Genomic DNA, 19,656 nt, shown 5'->3' on the forward strand with positions numbered 1-19,656 from the left:
ATTGTTCATTGCTAAAAACATTTTTGTTTCTATGCACTTAACCTATCATCTAAATCAGGTTCATTCTTGTCATGTATTATTCTCATCACATTTCTTGCAATAGGCTGTACAATAAGCAGTTCCAAAAATATAACTACACAAAAGTTGCGTGGCCAGGAAATTGGGAACTCTTTAATGACTTCTAGACTGAATCCACTTGCTAAAGTACCTCCCACAGTTGTCATAATAATGGACATACCAATAACGGTAAAAAATGTCCTAAACAGAATATGAGCATTTAAACTATCTGTTGGTGAACTAAAAACATTCACTAGTTTACCTGCTATCTTTCCTACAACAAACGTTTCTAGTATCATTGCGATTATAAAAACTAATGGAAATGCTTTTAACGATGTAACTATTGCTTTTCCTGACACTCCACCCATGTTAATAGAAATATTCATAGTTGCCATGAATATGCAAGTCAATGAACATATAATACCCCCGTAAATTAATCCTTCTTTCCCATTTCTAGGCATACATTTTTCCATAATTTCCTCCTCGATTTTACTTAAATTAAAAAAAATGCGCTGTATCGACGATGATATGACCGTCGGTACAACGCATTGAATTTGATTTGACTTTTATAGTGTAGCATAATTTTTTAATTCATGTAATAGCCTAATTTTATTTTGTTTATTTTGTTAAAATTACACATAATATTTAAGGGTACGGCAACATACTCATAAAGTTAAATCATCTTCTGCGAAGCTTCAATATTAACGACTTCAGAAGGAGATTTACCCCCTTGTAGACCCCTGGAGCAGATAACAATTCTCAATTGTTATCCCCCCACTTATAGAAGTAGGAGACTTCCTTCTGAAATGTCGTTAAAAGAAGTTAAGAATTAATATTCTTTAGAAGTTAAGAATTTAATTGGATTTTTGGATAGTTTTATATTAGCTACTAATCTAACAAATATTTCAAAAGTTCTTACCACAAGCAACTACCCTTTTGTCACCTTTTATTAATTTACTTTTATCTATTCCAACTTTCACTTTTATTTTTTTCATATACATTCAACCTCACCTTATATAGATTCTATTATTAAGATTATGTCCCAATATATGTAAAATTATACTTGTACCATAAAAATCATTTCAAGTGAAATAAAGCATCAAATACTAATGTATTTAATGCTTTAATAACTACATTTTTTATATAAATGTTTGTTTATATACCTTCTTATTAAAGCCCCTAAAATAAAAGGGGGTACTATATTTGAAAGCATAATATTATAATCAAAATCATTGCTTCTAAACACCTCTGTTTTTGAACCAAGAACAAAGAAAAAAACAGCAACTATTAGTAAATTTAAATCATAATTCTTATTTGACTGTTTCAACAATAACTTTCCAAATATAAAGCCTATTAATAAAAGTATAAATGCTAATATATATTCCATTCATTAGACCTCCTTAATTTACCATAATAAATTGTTCACCAATCATAGTTTTGTGATAACTGCACAATAAAAGAATAGAACTAAATTATAAGTAAACAACCATTATGATACAAATAATTTATTTGATTATACCATTATTACCTCAAATTGGGTTAAAAACTAATGTACTTATATATTCTAAAAACCCTGGGTTATATTTTTGAATAGCACCTTCGTTAACAGCTCTAAAATTATAAGTTGCTACATTGGACTATATTCACACCACTAGATTTCTAATGGTCTCCAGACCCCTCAAAACAGAAATAAATATCCTGCTCTTTAATGAGAAATGTTGGTGAGAATCTATTATAGACGGAAAGTATTATTTTAATTAATTTTTAACTTGGAGAAAGTAGAATGTTTTAGTAAAATTATATATATGTTACATTCTTTAAATGAATACATATGGTGATGAGCCATTAAGTTAAAAGAGTTAACAAAAATAGTGGTAAACTTAATGATTAATCATTAAGAGTGATAGGAGGAGGACATTATGTCAAAAGTAGCACTTTTAGTAATAGACATGCAAAAAAATTGTAAAGAATCCACATCTTGCAGGCTATCCTTTGAAAAAGCAGTAGAATATATTAATGAAATCAGTGAATATTTCCGCAAGAAAAAATATCCTGTGGTAATCATACAGGACATTGAAGCAGGGGGTGCAGAGACTGAGGGCTTTAAATGTGTAGAAGAATTAGTAGTATCAGATAATGATTTATTTGTACATAAAACCTATAGCAATGCTTTTTGGAAAACAGAGTTAGATACTATTCTAAAGAGTGAGGGTGTAGACTGTATTGTTATAAGTGGATTTGCAGCAGAGCATTGTGTTCTATTTACTTACAATGGTGCTATTGAAAGGGGTTATAATACTTTTTTGCTTCAAAATGGTATCGCGGGGTTTGATGATGATGAAATTAAAGGCATTCAGTCCTTAAGATCTGTTGTAAGCTATGGAGCCCTTGAGTATTTTTTGAAATAACCTTTGTGAGATGTAATTCAGAATCAATACTCAATTTGAGTCATGACGGATGGGCTATTCAATGAGTAACCCATCCTATCAGTAGTGCCAAATTTTTTTTTAAGTTTTTGATTTACAGTTTATCGAAAATGGGAAAATACTGTCTTGTGGCTGTTTTTTGCAGGAATAGTTGAGTATCCCTAAAAATGCCGTAAAATTCAATTGAATACTATTATACTATTGTAGTTGTATCAATATTTTTTAATATAGCTGCAACTGTCTCACCTAGTTCAAGGTCTTTTGGTATAAGTAATAATGTATCCTTTATTAACTCAAAACAATTCTTTAAATTCTCTTTAGTATCTTTTATACATATAATTGAATCTATCCTCTCTTCTAGATTTTCTGGTTTTATCTCTAGATTACTGATTATATATTTTGTCCATTTCCAATCTGGTTCCCACTGTCTATTTATTGCATATAAAATTCTTAAAATCTTTTGGACATCTGGTATAATTCTTTGAAGGAATGGAATTTTATCCTCTCTCTTAGATAGCATTTTTCTAACATCTATTGCCAAACCCATAGTCCAAGGTTCAATTGTATTTGCTATAATATCTTTCTGAAGTTCTTTTGGATAAAGATTTAATTGTCCTTGTAAATCACTTAATATACCATTACCTCTGATAAAAATTGCATCTTTTAATACTGAAGCAAGAATAAGTTTATCATGGGTAATTACTTTACCTTCTATAATTGAAATTATGTTATTTTTCATGCTACTAATAGTCTGCCATCCAGATTCAATCCAATAATTTTTATACTTGAATATTATCCAAACTGATCCATCCCATAGTGGTACGCCATAGGGATGTATATCTGTTCCTCCAATCTGTTTAATCCAATTAATCATGTTTTCTTCTGATATTAAATTATCTACTAAAAATTCTATTTCAATATCAGAATCTTCATCTGCAAGATTTCTTGAAACAGAACCAACAATAATAATTTCCCTTCCATATTCTATTGAACATTTACTGGCAATTTCTCTTGCTAACTTAATTCTAGTTTCACACTCTTTATTAAATATATCTTTTGACATAATAAGTCCCCCTATCTCATAGTTTTTTTATTAAAACAGTATAATTATTATATACTACAAACCCGCTGAAATACCATTAAATGTATAATAAAATAGTTAAAATTTTTTTTTAAATCCACACTTTTTAAGTTAAGTCTTATTTTCATATTCTTTTTTATAATTACTTTAGGTAGCATTATCAATAGTATAATTCTACTTTAACGAACTTGTTTTCAGTAAAAAAATAAGAGCTTTATCATTTAATGATTAAACCCTAGATATATCAATCCTTTAAACTGGTACTTAGGTCAATGACATTCGAAGTATTTTATTGGTTATTTAATTTGCATTTTATAGCTCTTTTTATTTTGATGCACAAATTAGCAAAATTTGAAATAAAAAGTATTTTTAATATTAAAAATATGCAATAATAGATTTTGATGTAAGAGTTAAAATGAATGGAAAGATAATAACAATAAAAGAAAGAATATTATAATAAGGGGTGAAGTCATGAGAAATAGCGGTATTAAAGGGAATTTATTACTTTTGGTGGTTTTCATGTTAGTATTTATAGCCGGTATGGGAATTTTTACTTTTAATTCATTAAATAGTACTACGAAGCAGGGTCAAAATGATGTAGCTACTATCAATAAGTATATTGAATTAGTTGATAACTCTAGAAATATTCAAGTAACTTTTAAAAAACAAGTACAAGCTTGGAAAGATTTATTATTAAGAGGTTTAGATCAATCTAAATACAATACGTACCTTGCCGAATTTACAGGATATAACAAAGATGTACTAACTGAATTAACTGTTTTAAAGACCTCAATGGTTTCACTAGGAATAGATGGCGTTTTAGTTGATAAGGTTTAAAGTGAACTTGACCAACTGCAAATTAATTATACTAATGCGTTAAAAAGCTATGACAAAAATAATAAAGATAGTTATAAAATTGTTGATACCTTAGTTAAAGGAATGGATAAACCCCCAACAAATGATATGGATGCTTTGGTTAAATCAATAAGAGATAAATCAAATTCTCATATAGCAAGTATGAATTTGGCATCTAAAAACAAAAATAATCAATTAGAATTGTATTTATCTATTATTATTGCTATAAGTGTTTGTATAATTATTTTACTTACGCTGATGACATTACTAACTTATAAAAATATTGAGAAGTTTATAAACCAATTTCAAGTGCTTATGCAGAAAGCAGAAGATGGAGATCTTACTATACAGGGAACTGTTTTTTCTAAGAATGAATTAGGATTTCTAACTATTCGATTTAACAAGTTTATTGAAAACATTAAAGCTTTAATTTTAGAAACAAAAGAGATGAGCTACTTAGTGGCTTCTTCATCAAATGACATTCTTAAAAACTCCGATGAAGCAGCTAAAACTTCACAACAAATATCACAAACAATTTCAGACGTTGCAAATGGTGCAACTAGACAGTCTGCGCTAGCGGTGCAAAGTAATGATATGGTAGTCAGTGTAACAAAGGATTTAGATTCAGTTACTGAAGCTACTAATCATATGAAAAAACTAGCTATGGAAACAGATGAAATAGTTACACAAGGTATTTCGAGTATTAATTTTCAAAATGGTAAAATGTTAGATAGTAAAAATACTACTGAAGAAGTTTCATTATCGATTTTAAATCTTTCAACAAAATCAGCTGATATAGTTCAATTTGTTGAAGTTATTAATGGTATTTCATCTCAGACAAATTTGTTAGCATTAAATGCTTCTATAGAAGCTGCAAGAGCTGGGGAATCAGGTAAAGGCTTTGCTGTTGTGGCTGATGAAATAAGAAAATTAGCTGAGTCTTCTAGCAGTTCAACTAGTAAAATTGAAGCTTTAATTAAAGCAATTCAAAATGGAATAAATGAAACTGTATCTAAAATGGGAAATTTCCAAAAATCCATGGAGGAACAAACTGAATCTATAAAAAATACAGAAAATATATTTTGGAAAATAAAAGACTCAACCTCCAAGGTAACTAATGAAATTATAGAGATTTCAAAAAAGACCCAAATTATTGATAAGAATTCTCTTTCCCTTGAAAAAGCAATTAATAATATATCTAATGTAATAGAAGAAAATGCTGCCGCAAGTGAAGAAGTTGCAGCTTCAACAGATGAGCAAGTTTCTTCTATTGAAGAAATAACCCTATCTATTAGTAGCCTTACAAAGTCTTCAGATAAACTTAAACAGTTTCTAGATAAGTATAAAGTTCAATAAAAACAGAAATAAATATCCTGATCTTTAATGAGTAACTTGACACAGGTCTATGAATTTCATTATGCTGCGGTAGGCAATTGGATAATTATATAATAGTTTTCATTTTTTACGTCATAATAGCCACAAAATAGTAGTTCTGTTTTTGATTTATAATTCATCAAAAATGGAAATACTGTCTTGTAACTGTTTTTTGCACAAATCGTTACCTTATTCTATGCTCATTTTAGTCAAGTGAATTACTCTATATTTTTTATATTTTCAATATCTGAACTACAAAGGATTTCAAGATTATTAAATATTTTTTCTGCTGACCAATTCCACCATTTTAAGGCTAGTAGATATTGGATTAAATCATCATCAAAGCGTTTTCTTATGATTTTAGCAATATCTGATATTCAAAGTTTGAGTATCAAATGGAAAGTATTAGTATATTAAAATAACACCAACATGTTTTTTTCACAAACAAATTCACTAAATCTACTTTTAAAAGTAGTTATATTTCCACTTATCAAGTTGTTAACAGTAAACAAGTTCTTAAATTCGCCGCTTATACATTTACACGTAACAATATTTTCATCATCTATATAAATTATACCTTCATCAGTATTAGTGGTGAATATTTTTTGTTTTTTATTAATATCATAGATCTCTATACATTTCTCGTTGTTCAACACCCCATATAATTTTCCATTAAAATATGCTATATGGTTAAACACTTCTTTTATTTTAATAATTTCTGTTTGATTAAGTTTAAAATTAAAAAAGACCACCTCTGTGACATTTTCCTTAAAATATTGTGTTAAATAGATAATTTTATCGTTATCAGTTCCAATAACACTTAAGCAACTATTCATATCACATCTTTGTATAAGGTTATTTTCAGGTATTTCTAATTCACATTTGGTATTATTTACAAACTCATCCAGTTTGCAAACAATCAAAGTTTCTAAATGATCGGGATATTCTGCAAAAATGCCTTTTTCTTTTTGGTTATTCCAAATTTTTCTTTTTTCAAAAGGCCTAATTCGTCCTGTTTTAAACATAACATATTCTCCATTATTTAAAATATTAATGTCATCTATTCTCAATAAAGTATCTAATTTTTTAATTGTGTCCGGTATTAAGTAGGCTTTATTTTCAAAAGAATCAATTAAAAATACCTTATGAAAAAATGGTGTTCCAAATTCATAGTTTTCCTTTGGGATTGCCAATAATACGTATCTTTCACTTAGTCCAGTAATAATGCTATTTTCTAAGTTATAACCATAAGACTCATTATCTTCACTAACTTCCATATCAATAGTCAGTATATTTTCATCATTCCAATTAATACAATTAACTTTATTTAAATTTATACAATAATTACCTTTTTCATTATTGATATATGCATAATAAATTACAGAATGACAACTCGTATATGTAATTAAGTCAACTGGTTTACTAAATTGAAATTTATAGAAATCCTGGGTTATATAATTAAATCTTTGAATACTAATATAGCCTGATTGCTGATCTGGCTTAGTAAAGAAATCTGGTCGCTCTATAAAAACCATACTATTTTCAAAAAACAAATTGGTTTTAAATATATTACCGCTTAATAATTTATGAACCTCTAGTGTTTGTAACATAATTTCTCCTTTCATTTATATTGGTTTTATTTCTTCACCGCCAAACAATAATTCACATTGTCAAAGGCTGCTATAGGATGATCTGGATTTGCTTGATTATATTTTTTGAAATATTGCTCTGTTATTTCACTTGGTGTCAAATGCTCATAAATCAAGAAATTGTTATCAGCCAATAGCCTTTCAAGCTCTAAATAAGAATAGCTTGCAAGCATTTTTTCTTTAGCCACACCAGCCATTGCTACTTGATTTTGGGCTCGCCTTCCTGCTTTTGGGGTATAGGTATCCTCGTCTGGATAATCAAAAACAATACTACTACCTTTTGGTACAATACGTGAAATAGTGTTGATTGTTTCAGCAAAAGTCTGCTTAGATAAATAGTAGCTTATCCCAAGTAAACTGCAAAAACTGATTTTACTTTGAGAAAATTCTGAACAGGCAATTAAATTGCTTTCCCAGTTGTTTTCTGTAAAATCCACAGATACATAGTGCAGATTGGCAGGCTTTTCTGATACTACTGATTGAATACGTTTTTGCTTGTCAGAACCAGTGAAGGGGTGGTCAAGTTCAAAGATTTGAATTTTTGATGCCCAGTCAGGCTGACGATATGCAAATGTATCATATCCGGCAGCAAAAATCATATATTGCTTTGCGCCAATTCTCACAGCATTTTCAAGTGCTTTTTCTGCAAATGCCGCTCTACCAAGTGGGGATGGAGATAATTGATTATCTACAATCCAACGCAAAGCTTCTCCCTTTGTACCATCAAATGATGGATTGAAGAAATTGATTCCTTTTGACATATTACTTGCAATTTGTTCGTATTCGCTCTGAGTTAAAATGTCCTTTGCCAAGTAATCATCAAATACTTTCTCTGCATTTTGCACTGAATGATATGCCCTTGAAAATGCACTTACCAATGCAGTCATGCTGCTTTTTTGTTCCATAAAATTATCACCTCTAATAATTAATACCATTTCATCGCTAACAGTACAAGACTTGAAATTTTCCTTATTTTGTGGTATAATAAAGGTAGAAAAAATGAATAATTTACAAAACCGTCACATTTATAGTGGTGGTTTTTTTAATACAATAGCATAGCAAAATATTTATTTAATAAGAAAAGTTAGGAGGTTCTATGAAGAAAATAATAAAATTAAAGCTACCATTACTTGTAATCTCACAGATTTTATTTGTATATACATTTTATCTTAGTTATTATAGTAATAATAGAAATCATACTACTCTTAACCTAGTTGCTATATTAAGTACAATTGTAGCTGCTATATCTTGCTTTTTATATGGGTTAGAATATATTTTTATAAAAAAATCAAAGAAATTGGGATATATACATTGTATAATAGCTATTATTATGCCATTTCCAATTGTATTTTTGATATCTAAAGTTAGCATGTAGAAATAGAAGCCTATAAAAAATTACTAAAATTTTTATAGGCTTTTTACTATGATATATTTTCCATTAACTGCGGATGCCTCAAGAACAACTTATTATGTAAGGGAAAACCAAGATAAAAGACTTGACCTGTACATTATAGACACTGTTAGTATAAAGTTAAATATTATGAGAGTGAGGGATTGATATCTCATGGCTTCGTGATTTATAAAGCATTTGCACAATAAAATAAACTAGATTATAATAACATGTATAGAATAATATAACTAATAAATTATTGGAGGTTATTTAAATGTCAAACCAATTTTGCCCACATTGTAATGCATTGAGAGATATGGTTTTATCAACATATGAGAAAGATGAAAAAGTTGATAAGGAGAACCTTGTAAAAATTATAACGAATAACTATCATTGTTCAATATGTAATTCTTTTGTATATTCCACAGATGTAAAAATTCCAAAAGAGAATTAATAAAATAAACAATTATGTTAGATAGTGAAACAGAGAGTCATTTTGTTATTGAGGCTTTAAAAAGGTATTAATACTAATTTATCATATTTTAAAACATGAATTAAGGACCGAATGTCAGCAAGGGATAATTCAATAAAGAATTTACAGTGGAAGAAAAAGGATTTTAAGTAAGTTAAAGAATATTACTTCTAAAGAAGTTAAGAATTAATATTCTTTAGAAGTTAAGAATAGGGGTGTTTTTGCCTATCACCACAAAAATGTGGAGTAAGCAAATTACTAATTAGGAAGTGTCTTAAATTTAGCTGAGCAATAAAGCACCAAATACTAATGTATTTAATGCTTTAAAATAACTACATTTTTATAAATATATTAAAACCCAAATTTAATGATATAATGCTCATACAAGTCCTTTGCTAATATATTCCCATTATTAAATGTTGTATTTGTTTTCTCTGGTATAATCATCTTAAACCCATACTCAAATGCAACTTTACAAGTAGTATCAATGCAATACTCTGTTTGTATACCTGTAATAATTAATTGATCTATTCCCTCATTATCTAGATAGTCTATCAATAGAAAAAATAAAGTGATAGGTTGTTTTAAGTTCAAAAATATCTTTATATTATACCCCCTCCCTAATATCAACATCATTATAATAAGCATATTCATCAATCTTTCTTAAAACAGTTCCCTGTTTATCTAATAACGGAAGTAAAAATGTCTATGTTCATGTAAAAAAATGGATTTTAAAATTTAATAGTTGTTTATCATCATTCTTAAGAAAAAAGGCATTGCTGCCTTTTGGGTTAGTGTACTTTTTATGAAAAGCACTACATTTTCCGTGACAAATTTTTATAAACAATCAAGCCACCAATATATTGGAATATTGTCAATCCCCAAAGGACAAACAAAATCCACGTATCAACATTTACTAATGTAAAAATCATATCTATAGCTAATAATACATAAAGCATAATTTGATACATAACCTGACCAGATTTTTGTCTTAACATTACTTTTCTCTCATCATTAAGATTTATTTTTTCTACCTTTAGGCGTTCTTCATAAATAGGTCTATTCTTTGGAGTTGACCAATGATAATATTTATATATGCTAAAAATGCCCGAAACTATCAATGAACACCCCCATCCAAATATACTTGAACCATGCTTTAATGTTTCAATAAAAACTCCTGCAAAAACCAATACTACACCGCAAAGTATAAAAACTATTCCCCCATACAAAATATTTTTTTTCATTTTAATTCCTCCTCATAAATAAAAATATCTTCCAGTGACATATCAAAATATCTGGCTATTTTAAAGGCTAATATAATAGATGGATTATAACGCCCATTTTCCAGAGAGCCTATAGTTTGTCTTGACACTCCTAATGCGCCTGCTAAATCCTCTTGGTTTATACCTCTCTCCTTTCGTAGTTTCTCTAATCTATTTTTCATAATACCACTCCTCACACAAGTAAAAGGAAAGCATGCTTTCCTTTTATATAATATCACTTCTTTTTAAAAATGTAAAGTTTGCTTTCCTTTTATAACAAAAAAATAGTAGGCTAATTAATCACCTATCAAAATTAAATACTCTTATTAACAATATATAAAGCGTTCGATATATTTATTTTTTTTGTATTTTTGAAGGTTCATATTAAATGATTAGTATTCTCAAATACTTGATGTGCATATGTCAGGATTAATTGTAACCATATATTTACACGCTTAAGGACTAAATTTTTTTAAAAAAGTGTTGACCCTAACACTATGTCATAGTGTAATATAAAAATAGAGTTTGACGACATTTCAGAAGGAAGTCTCCTACTTCTATAAGTGGGAGACCTGTACTTATAACAAAAAGAAAACTTCAGTGGGGGGATAACAATTGAGAATTGTTATCTACTCCAGAGGTTTATAAAGGGGTAAATATCCTTCTGAAGTCGTTAATATTGCAGCTTCGCAGAAGATGATTTAATTATATTGACAAAAACTCATAGCCGGAGAGTGTTAGACAGTATTGATAGCTCTAAAATCAAAGTTGGGGGTGCAGCAATGAAAACCATAAAACAAGTTTCGGATTTGACAGGAATAAGTGTGCGCATGCTACATTACTACGATAAAATAGGATTGTTAAAGCCAAGTAATTTCACAGATGCGGGTTACAGACTTTATGACGATGAATCTCTTGAAACCTTGCAACAGATTTTATTTTTTAAGGAACTTGATATACCACTAAAAGAAGTTAAAGAAATCATGGCTAGTGCCCACTTTGATAAAATGCAAGCACTAAAAAGTCATGAAAAATTGCTTATTTTAAAACGCAACAGATTGAATGATTTAATAGAGCTTGTAAATAAAACATTAAAAGGAGAAAACACAATGAGTTTTAAAGAATTTGATATGAGTGAATATTATAATGCACTAGAAGAGTTTAAAACTGAACACAAAGATATTATAATTAAATCTTATGGTAGTATAGATAAATATAATGAATTTATTGAAACATGTAAATCTAAGGAAGCTGAAATTGCTAAAATGGCTATAAAGCAATATGGAAATATTGAAAAATATGTTAAAGCTATGAAGAAAAATTTTAATAGTGACATGTTTATTAAAGAAGAACAATTTAATGAGTTTAAAAAAGATTGCTTGGAAGATAAACATCCTAAATTAAAAGAACTATATAAAAAGCTTGCATCTGACTTAAGTAAAGATCCTTCGTCAAAGGGAATTCAACAAATTGCGAAAGAGATAACAAATACAGCTAAAAAAGATTATGAAATTTTCAAAATGGATAATGGAGATGATTATTGGTACTCTATGGTACAAATTTATTTAGTATATCCTAAGTGGATAGAAGAAGTTGATAAGAAATATGGAAATGGTGCATCTAAATTTATAGGAGAAGCCTTAAAAAATTATTTGGCAGATAAGCTGCCTAAAATAAATACATTATATGAAAAATTTACATATGACTTAAGTAAAGATCCTTCTTCAAAAGAGATTCAACAAATTGTTGAACAAATAGCAAATGAGAGCAAAAAACAGAATGAAGCTTTAAAAGTAGATCAGGGAGAAAATCATTGGGGCTATACAGCAGAACTTTATTTGTCAGATTCTATGTGGATAAAAGTAGCTGATGATAAATATGGAAATGGTGCATCTAAATTTATCGGAGAAGCTTTAAAATTTTATTCTGAAAATAATAAGTAATGAATATAATGATTTAATCTACTATTTAAACAAGAAAACACAGGCTAAAAACCTGCGTTTTCTTTGAGTTTAATTTAATATGAGCCCAAAAAGAATAGTTCTAAATATCCTTCTGAAGTCGTTAATTACAGCTCAGAAGGAGATGATTTAATTCGCATTTTATGGATATTATTCACATAAACCCTTGTCAAGAAAATAATTTCGTTTGCTAAAAGTATAGACTAATATTATAATTGAGCCTATCATATTTGCGATAAGGAAGGAAAGGGTAAAATTACCTACAACTAAAAAGCATATTGTGTAAATTATCATAGCCCAGTAGCCCCATTTTTTAAGTTTTAAATATCCATAACTTATTATCAAAGAAATTATAGCAAATATTAATATTTGAACATTTCCTGATATAATTGATACTCCAAACTTAAATGAAGTTTCAAATTTTTTTGTAGGATTGGTAATTATCATTACTATAATTGCTATTGCCGACAAAATATATAAACATCCAAGTAGTGTTATACCGAAAGGTCTTTTTTTATGCATACAATCACCTTCTTTTATGTATAATGTTTCATATAGGTTAAATTTACCAGTATATCTTTATTTAATTATACACATATTAGTATTATTTTTCAAATATTTAACATAATTACATATAAATTTATTTCCTAATTTTAAAAATAGAGTATATTTACACCACTCAAAATGAGGAATAGGAGCAATGTGAATGTAACTCAATTGGTATTGTGTTACATTCAGAATATCAATATACACTTAATATATTAAGTGTGCGAATTAACTCTACTTCATAGTATGCTCATAATCAATATCTACTTACAAATCAAGATACCAAATAAATTGGATCTCATCCCTACTATCAACATCATTATAATAAGCATATTCATCAATCTTTCTTAAAACAGCTCCATGTTTATCATAAAACTTACAGGCAGGTACATTATTATTTTGACATTCAAATTTCATTTGCTTAAAGCCATTGCTTCTTGAACATTCCACATCAAAAATAAAAAATTAGTACAGGAGTAAATTCCCATACTAATTTCTAGTTAGATATACACTTCTAAAATTATTTACACATTTATAACTTGGCATAGAATATTTAAAAAGTTTTCAGATAATTTGCTTTTTCCACCTTTTCGGGGGGATGGGCAAAAACACCCAAGTTCTTTAAGACAGCGTGTCCACCCATAAATGGTGAAAAATACAATATTGTAGCATTGTAGATAATGATTTAACATCTAAGTTTACTTTTAGTCATTTGAAATAGTTTGTTCTTTTACTGTTATTAATAAAATAGTCACTAAACTAATTAATACAAATGCTGGAACCACGCTTATAGGATGCTTTGAAGTAATGAATGCCTGGCCTGTAACATTACCATATGCCATAAGGGAGGTCATACCAATAAATGTTGGAAGTATAATGCTTTTATTATATTTCTTCTTTTTAGTAAATCCATATATTAAAGCTTTAAACATGGTACCCCACCAAGAAAAGAAAAATACTAGTGCAAAAGGTACGCCGAATTCAGTAGCTACATTTAAAAATATATTATGAGCATCGATGTATGCTTTTTTTAGTTCCGGTGCATATGCTGGAAAATAATACTTGAAATTAGCTGGACCTACTCCAATATAAGTATGATCTTCTAGCATTCTAAATGCTGCTGCTCCGATAGGCCTTCTATTACGAGTCTGTTCACTTAGTTGATAAAAGAATCCTTTATTGTTTGCTACAGTTCCTTCAATTTTAGGCACTCCAACATTTACAATTGATTCCTTTATCTCTGCCATTTCACCCCTTTGGAATACATTAAAGGTAATACACCCTAGTATTAATAGGGACACTACTAAATATTTTTTATAATTTTTATGATCTATTATAATAATAGCTACAAAGGTTATTATTAACGCACCCAAGAAACCTCTAGATCTTGAGGTACATAAATTAACAATCTCAATTAATAACAGTAACTTGTATATAGAGTTATACTTGCCTGAAACTTCTTTGTTAACAGCATATATTAATATAAATGGAAGTACCATTAAAGTATATCCAAGCATAAAATTACTGCCTAATACTCCATACAGGTGAGTATTTTCCCCACTTAATATTAGACTATATAGAGCTATAAAAGTATCTGGTATTCCTGATATTGCAACTCCTATGCATAAAAATAAAATGATCTTTTTATAAAAATCATGCTGCTTTATTTCTAAACATATTAATATTAAACTATAAAGAAGCATAAATATGACTCCGATAAATGTTAATCTAAATGCTTCAAATTTATAAGCACTTAGCAATGATGAAATTAGTGCAATAGCACATAGGAAAACATATACTATGGTAACTATTCCATATTTGCTTTTTATATTAATCTTTTTAAAATTCAATTTTTCTTTTCTTATACCAATTATTAAAAATATAAAATATACAAAATACATTGTAGCACCAATACTATTTTGATTCAATCTATTTAATAAGTATAACTGCATAGGCAGTATTGGTATGGAAATATTATATATTAGTATGGCAGTTTTTGAATCCTTTAACATTAAAACTAATGAACTAATTATAAATATTGTTGTAAAAAAACTAGCTGCAAATATAAAATAATTGGTTTTTCCTATAAGCATATATATACCTAATTGACAAACTAAATATGCTACTAAAATTAACATTTTATATTTTAATAAATACTCTAAATATTCTTTTGACCCATCTTTAATATCCTTTAGTAAATTCATTTCTTACCTCCTGTTATTAAACAAACCATGGTAATTATACCATATATTATAACCCATATGGCATTAATGAAGTAAAAAGTCCCACTAGATACAGCTATAAACAAAATCCCATATATAAAGTGCATAACATTAAAGACAGTCTGTTTGCTCTACTCAAATATTTGACCTAAAATTTATCCGCTATTCTTTAGATAATTTTGGTAAGGACTATTCCTATCTTAGTTGATCTTTTATCAATAAATAAGCATAAAGGAACTGAATAAATCATTTTCTTTATGAAATATAAAAAATTATATAATAAAGAAAAAACTCAAATTTTATGGTTTTAAAGTTAAAACCACATAGAATTTGAGTTTTTGTGTTTATTTTAATAATCCTATGTATTTCATCTAAATCACATAAAAGGCTATAACTTAAACTTTAAGTATCCTCCACCTTAACCAAAAATTTCTGAACCAATTATTGAAGTTGTATGCAAGTACAATTTCTTGAGGTTTATTAGCATTAGCTATAAAGTTCAGGCGATGCTTTAATAAAGAATATAAGTTCTTAAGAAGTTTTAAATTTAAGAATTTAAGAATTTAATATATATTTCCCAAATACAGGTATATTAAAACAGTTTTCAAACATATGTATTTTGAAATGATTAGTGAAAAAAACAGCTACAAGACAGTATTTTGTGGAGGGTATGACATAAAACAAGAAAGATGTGTACTAACTAATTATAGAAATTTTTTCATAATAATAGCTGGTAAAATTTTTCCTGTCCAATTTAATTCTATATCTTTAATTTTAGAAAAACCATTTTTAACCCAGAACTTAAGTACGCTATCATCATAGTTAATAACTACATCTATTCTTATACATTTACTTTTTACTGATGTAATATATTCCTCTAAAGCCTGATAGATTAATCTTCCAAACCCTTTATTTTTATAATCATTGTGTATCAATAATAATGATAAATAAGTTTCCTCACCTATTTTGAAATCTATTATACCAATTATTTTACCTGAACTTTTTTCAACTACCTTACAAGAATAAAAATCGGCTTTTTTCATGGATTCTAACTCTTCAACTATCCATTCATATTTAATAATGTCCGTATCCATATGATTTATTAAAAAATATTTATTTGAATTATATACTTCAACAATATCCTTTAAATCTTTGTTTTGAACTAAATCTATATAAAAACCTTTTGATTGAAAAATCATTTTGATTCCTCCCCATACTTTAAAAGCATGACTTATTCATAATTTTATCAATATTATACCATTGCTTTATGCAAGCTGTCACAAAAAGTAATATAGGACTTCTGTGATAGTATTCAGAGTTTAATATTGTACTATGGCTGTTTTTAAGCAAGTAGCCGGTAATCTTCACGAATACCAACTTTCAGAACCGGATTTGCCAATTAAGGCATCTGAGCCACTATATTAATATTAGTGAAAGATTCCTAGTTAGAATGTATTAAATACTATAGACATCCACTAAAATATATTAAATTAATTAAAAACGTTTTAAATATTAATTATTATTAAGATATGATATAATTCTATTAATAGTATTGAAATATGATTAGATTAGATAAAAGTCATATTAATCGATTAAAAGTATTTATAAGTGGCAATATTATATATAATTAGATTAAACAAATTAAATAGATTGATTTATAAAAAATAAGGTTACTTGTAGGAGGAGTGATATTTATGTATACTAAAAAATTATTATCTTCAGATGTTTTTAAACCCTGCAACTTTCCAGAGCATACATACATACCAAGAGAGTCTAAATTCGGAATAGACTACGAGCAAAGGCTTAATTTAGCTCTAAATGTATCAGGTACACTAATTTCAATAATTGGTGCGTCTAAAATGGGTAAAACTGTTTTATGTGAAAAAGTTATCCCCCTTGAAAGACAAGTTAACATATCCGGTGCTGATTTTTCAAATGGAGAGGACTTTTGGAGTGTAATTGCACAGAAGATTGGGCTACCTTTTGAGGGTAAAACCACTGAAAGTAAACAAATTAGCAATACTGAGCAGCATAGTAAAACCGAATCTTTTATCTTGACTAAGGATATGGTTATTAAATATTTTGCTAGTAATAATAAAGTCTTAATTTTAGATGACTTTCATTATGCGTCAAATGAAGCCCAAAAGAGTATTGCAAGTCATCTTAAAGATGCCATAAGGAGAGGTTTAAGATCAATTATAATTTCATTACCACACAGAGCAGATGCTCCCATTAGAAATAATGCTGATTTAGCTGGAAGATTAAGTTTAATTGATATTGAAGCATGGAAAATAAATGAATTAGAAGAAATAGCTATAAAAGGATTTAACCAACTAGATGTTAAGATTTCAGAGCAGGTTGCTAAAAATATTGCTATAGAAAGCTTAACTTCACCACAGCTTATGCAATATATATGTCTAAGTATTTGTATTGCACTTAATGTTGATAATGGAGAGACTGAGGAAATAACATCGGATATCCTAGAGAAAGCTTATAAATTTACAACGTCTAATCTTGACTATGCAGATGTTATAAAATTAATTTCAAAAGGTCCTTTAAGTAAGGGTAAGGAAAGAACTATGTATGCCACTAAATTTGGTGAAAAAATGGATTTATATAAATTAGTAGTGGAATCTCTATCTAAAAATCCACCATTAATGGGACTCACAATAGATGATATTAAAGAAAGGGTAGCAGATTTAATAGAAAATGATACTCTCAAACCAGATAGACAAAAAATCAAAAACACAGTGACTCAAATGCAAAAAATAATTACTGATAAAGATGATATTTTCAAGGTATTAGAATGGAAAGATGACATGATTTATATAACTGATCCTTTATTTCTTTTTTATTTAAGATGGGGGAGATAATTATGAAATATAATATATCATTAAAATATTCTATATGTGAAGTTTTAGATTTCTTGAATAGTCAAATAAATGAACTTTCTAGCACCCATAATACTAAGGATATCTCTAATATACTGAATAATACTGCATTTAAAGTATCTAAATTGCATTGCTAGTTATTTAAATGAAGATATGCTACATTGTGTTTTTACTTGTAATTTTGTTTATTCTTTCTATTACTCCATTCCCGCCAGAATTTAATATATCCATTATATTCAAAATCATTTGTTGGAATATGTTTTTGTGGAATATTTTTTTCTTGGCACTTCCTATAAAAGTCTTCAATTTTATCCACAAAACTAAATACTATTTCCCGATATGAATTTAGTTCTATATCCACCTCGTTTCCTTTTTCTGTAATTAATTTTACATAGTCATTAGTGTGCAAAACAGACCAATCTACCCCTGTAGGACAACCACTTATTTCAACAGTATCATCAACGTCATTCGGAATAATAAAAAAACCACAACAGGGTAACATCTGATTTTGACTTTCTCCGAGTACATGGTTCTCTTTAAGCGATTTCAATAAATATAATCCAGTTGAACTTACTGTACATGAATAGTTATCTGCAACTATCTCCTCACCTATTCTTACATAAACATCACCATGAAGGCACAAATCCTCTGGATTATCTTCTTCGTCGTTTTCACCATGTGTCCAGTATAAATCTAATATATTGATAACAAATTGATATTTATCCATGCTTTCAGCCTCCCTATTTCTATTCTTATAATATCATTATTGAGTTCGCTACATTATACAGTTGTGACATAGCTTAAGAATATTCTGAAGTGACATACTTTTAAAAGGTTAAAATTCTATTGGTTATTATAAGAACATAGAAAATTATAATTTATAAAATCCTTTGAATTGCTACTTATCTTACTTTTCCAAATATTGTTACTTGATAGTTTGTCATCATTGACCAAATAATAGGCTATATTATTTTTTTCTTCAAATACTTTTAAGTAATTATACTCAAATTCTCTATATTCCAAACTTGCAAAAGCATCTCTTGTACCATCATATATACCATAATATTTATGGTTACTATATACAATTTTTGTTATTAGAGCATCTCCTCCATCTATATAATTAACAATGGTTATTGAAGATGATTTTCCGCTTTTAGAATTAGAAACAAAGGCATCCATAACACTTATTTTCGATGCTAACACTCCATCTACAATGACAAAGCAACCATCTTTAACAGCCATATTTTCATTGTATTTTTTTGGAAAAAGCGATAATTCAGACTTTATTTTATTAAAATCATTATTATCCACTAAAACTTTCTTTGCTATATCACTGCACCCAATCAAACTAAATGAAAATAAAACAAACATCAATATAACACTCACGTTATTTAATCTTTTTCTCATAAAGCTCCTTTCTTTTAGTTCACATCATTCTAATGTTGCAACACAAAACATTTATTTAATTAT

The 19,656-nt window shown here is 28.1% G+C and carries 22 protein-coding genes and 1 pseudogene; 8 read left to right on the top strand and 15 right to left on the bottom strand.

The annotated features are described in order from the left end of the window. Positions 1 to 29 precede the first annotated feature (29 nt). A complete protein-coding gene (locus G9F71_RS26075) occupies positions 30 to 530 on the bottom strand; it encodes a DUF2798 domain-containing protein (protein ID WP_164952369.1) in 501 nt (166 codons plus the stop codon). Between the two features lie 650 nt (positions 531 to 1,180). Then, positions 1,181 to 1,444, bottom strand: a complete 264-nt coding sequence (locus G9F71_RS26080; protein ID WP_164952370.1) for a hypothetical protein — start codon at positions 1,442 to 1,444, stop codon at positions 1,181 to 1,183. A 532-nt stretch (positions 1,445 to 1,976) separates the two neighbouring features. On the opposite strand from G9F71_RS26080, the gene G9F71_RS26085 reads away from it, so the two are divergent. Then, positions 1,977 to 2,465, top strand: coding sequence for a cysteine hydrolase family protein (locus G9F71_RS26085; RefSeq protein ID WP_164952371.1), 489 nt, complete (start codon positions 1,977 to 1,979; stop codon positions 2,463 to 2,465). A 211-nt stretch (positions 2,466 to 2,676) separates the two neighbouring features. On the opposite strand, the gene G9F71_RS26090 is transcribed toward G9F71_RS26085, so the two are convergent. Next, positions 2,677 to 3,546, bottom strand: coding sequence for a DUF4037 domain-containing protein (locus G9F71_RS26090; protein WP_164952372.1), 870 nt, complete (start codon positions 3,544 to 3,546; stop codon positions 2,677 to 2,679). Between the two features lie 489 nt (positions 3,547 to 4,035). Here G9F71_RS26090 and G9F71_RS26095 point away from each other — a divergent pair, with 489 nt between their 5' ends. Then, entirely contained in the window at positions 4,036 to 4,401 is a 366-nt protein-coding gene (locus G9F71_RS26095) for a hypothetical protein (RefSeq protein ID WP_224626927.1), read from the top strand. Between the two features lie 102 nt (positions 4,402 to 4,503). Next, positions 4,504 to 5,775 carry a methyl-accepting chemotaxis protein gene (locus tag G9F71_RS26100; protein WP_224626929.1) on the top strand — a complete coding sequence of 424 codons (1,272 nt, stop codon included), beginning with the start codon at positions 4,504 to 4,506 and terminating at the stop codon, positions 5,773 to 5,775. 236 nt (positions 5,776 to 6,011) lie between these two features. On the opposite strand, the pseudogene G9F71_RS26105 reads toward G9F71_RS26100, so the two are convergent. The 3 genes and pseudogenes from G9F71_RS26105 to G9F71_RS26115 all read right to left on the bottom strand — a co-directional run. Continuing rightward, positions 6,012 to 6,158: pseudogene (locus G9F71_RS26105) on the bottom strand (acetyltransferase); the annotation flags it as partial. 48 nt (positions 6,159 to 6,206) lie between these two features. Further along, positions 6,207 to 7,418 carry a hypothetical protein gene (locus G9F71_RS26110; protein WP_164952373.1) on the bottom strand — a complete coding sequence of 404 codons (1,212 nt, stop codon included), beginning with the start codon at positions 7,416 to 7,418 and terminating at the stop codon, positions 6,207 to 6,209. Positions 7,419 to 7,429: 11 nt separating this feature from the next. Further along, positions 7,430 to 8,347, bottom strand: a complete 918-nt coding sequence (locus tag G9F71_RS26115) for a class I SAM-dependent methyltransferase (RefSeq protein ID WP_164952374.1) — start codon at positions 8,345 to 8,347, stop codon at positions 7,430 to 7,432. Between the two features lie 191 nt (positions 8,348 to 8,538). Between G9F71_RS26115 and G9F71_RS26120 the strand changes: the two genes are divergently transcribed. Next, positions 8,539 to 8,817 (top strand): hypothetical protein, encoded by a 279-nt coding sequence (locus G9F71_RS26120; RefSeq protein ID WP_164952375.1) that lies wholly within the window; start codon positions 8,539 to 8,541, stop codon positions 8,815 to 8,817. A gap of 289 nt (positions 8,818 to 9,106) precedes the next feature. Next, a complete protein-coding gene (locus tag G9F71_RS26125) occupies positions 9,107 to 9,286 on the top strand; it encodes a hypothetical protein (RefSeq protein ID WP_164952376.1) in 180 nt (59 codons plus the stop codon). A gap of 369 nt (positions 9,287 to 9,655) precedes the next feature. On the opposite strand, the gene G9F71_RS26130 is transcribed toward G9F71_RS26125, so the two are convergent. The 3 genes from G9F71_RS26130 to G9F71_RS26140 all read right to left on the bottom strand — a co-directional run bounded on the left by G9F71_RS26130 (position 9,656) and on the right by G9F71_RS26140 (position 10,748). Next, entirely contained in the window at positions 9,656 to 9,898 is a 243-nt protein-coding gene (locus G9F71_RS26130; RefSeq protein WP_224626931.1) for an isochorismatase family protein, read from the bottom strand. Positions 9,899 to 10,119: 221 nt separating this feature from the next. Continuing rightward, on the bottom strand, positions 10,120 to 10,548 hold the full coding sequence (locus tag G9F71_RS26135) for a hypothetical protein (RefSeq protein ID WP_164952377.1): 429 nt from the start codon (positions 10,546 to 10,548) through the stop codon (positions 10,120 to 10,122). Beyond that, complete coding sequence (locus G9F71_RS26140) at positions 10,545 to 10,748, bottom strand: helix-turn-helix transcriptional regulator (RefSeq protein WP_164952378.1); 204 nt, start codon at positions 10,746 to 10,748, stop codon at positions 10,545 to 10,547. The genes G9F71_RS26135 and G9F71_RS26140 overlap by 4 nt, the downstream gene beginning before the upstream one ends. A gap of 600 nt (positions 10,749 to 11,348) precedes the next feature. Here G9F71_RS26140 and G9F71_RS26145 point away from each other — a divergent pair. Next, positions 11,349 to 12,509 (top strand): MerR family transcriptional regulator, encoded by a 1,161-nt coding sequence (locus tag G9F71_RS26145; RefSeq protein WP_164952379.1) that lies wholly within the window; start codon positions 11,349 to 11,351, stop codon positions 12,507 to 12,509. Between the two features lie 168 nt (positions 12,510 to 12,677). On the opposite strand, the gene G9F71_RS26150 is transcribed toward G9F71_RS26145, so the two are convergent. The 4 genes from G9F71_RS26150 to G9F71_RS26165 form a co-directional block, all read right to left on the bottom strand. Further along, on the bottom strand, positions 12,678 to 13,049 hold the full coding sequence (locus G9F71_RS26150) for a hypothetical protein (RefSeq protein ID WP_164952380.1): 372 nt from the start codon (positions 13,047 to 13,049) through the stop codon (positions 12,678 to 12,680). Between the two features lie 291 nt (positions 13,050 to 13,340). After that, positions 13,341 to 13,490 (bottom strand): hypothetical protein, encoded by a 150-nt coding sequence (locus tag G9F71_RS26155; protein WP_164952381.1) that lies wholly within the window; start codon positions 13,488 to 13,490, stop codon positions 13,341 to 13,343. 287 nt (positions 13,491 to 13,777) lie between these two features. Further along, on the bottom strand, positions 13,778 to 15,277 hold the full coding sequence (locus G9F71_RS26160) for an O-antigen ligase family protein (protein WP_224626933.1): 1,500 nt from the start codon (positions 15,275 to 15,277) through the stop codon (positions 13,778 to 13,780). A 722-nt stretch (positions 15,278 to 15,999) separates the two neighbouring features. Continuing rightward, positions 16,000 to 16,494, bottom strand: coding sequence for a GNAT family N-acetyltransferase (locus tag G9F71_RS26165; protein WP_164952338.1), 495 nt, complete (start codon positions 16,492 to 16,494; stop codon positions 16,000 to 16,002). 495 nt (positions 16,495 to 16,989) lie between these two features. On the opposite strand from G9F71_RS26165, the gene G9F71_RS26170 reads away from it, so the two are divergent. Next, a complete protein-coding gene (locus G9F71_RS26170; RefSeq protein WP_164952337.1) occupies positions 16,990 to 18,168 on the top strand; it encodes an ATP-binding protein in 1,179 nt (392 codons plus the stop codon). Between the two features lie 2 nt (positions 18,169 to 18,170). Next, positions 18,171 to 18,323, top strand: a complete 153-nt coding sequence (locus G9F71_RS26175) for a hypothetical protein (RefSeq protein ID WP_164952336.1) — start codon at positions 18,171 to 18,173, stop codon at positions 18,321 to 18,323. 32 nt (positions 18,324 to 18,355) lie between these two features. Here the strand turns inward: G9F71_RS26175 and G9F71_RS26180 are convergent, their stop codons facing one another. Next, entirely contained in the window at positions 18,356 to 18,913 is a 558-nt protein-coding gene (locus tag G9F71_RS26180) for a hypothetical protein (RefSeq protein ID WP_224626936.1), read from the bottom strand. Positions 18,914 to 19,029: 116 nt separating this feature from the next. Further along, positions 19,030 to 19,593 carry a DUF4362 domain-containing protein gene (locus G9F71_RS26185; RefSeq protein ID WP_164952335.1) on the bottom strand — a complete coding sequence of 188 codons (564 nt, stop codon included), beginning with the start codon at positions 19,591 to 19,593 and terminating at the stop codon, positions 19,030 to 19,032. Positions 19,594 to 19,656: the final 63 nt, after the last annotated feature.

Origin of the sequence: Clostridium sp. FP2 (assembly GCF_011065955.2) — a bacterium.
GTDB classification, from domain to species: domain Bacteria; phylum Bacillota; class Clostridia; order Clostridiales; family Clostridiaceae; genus Clostridium_AD; species Clostridium_AD tagluense.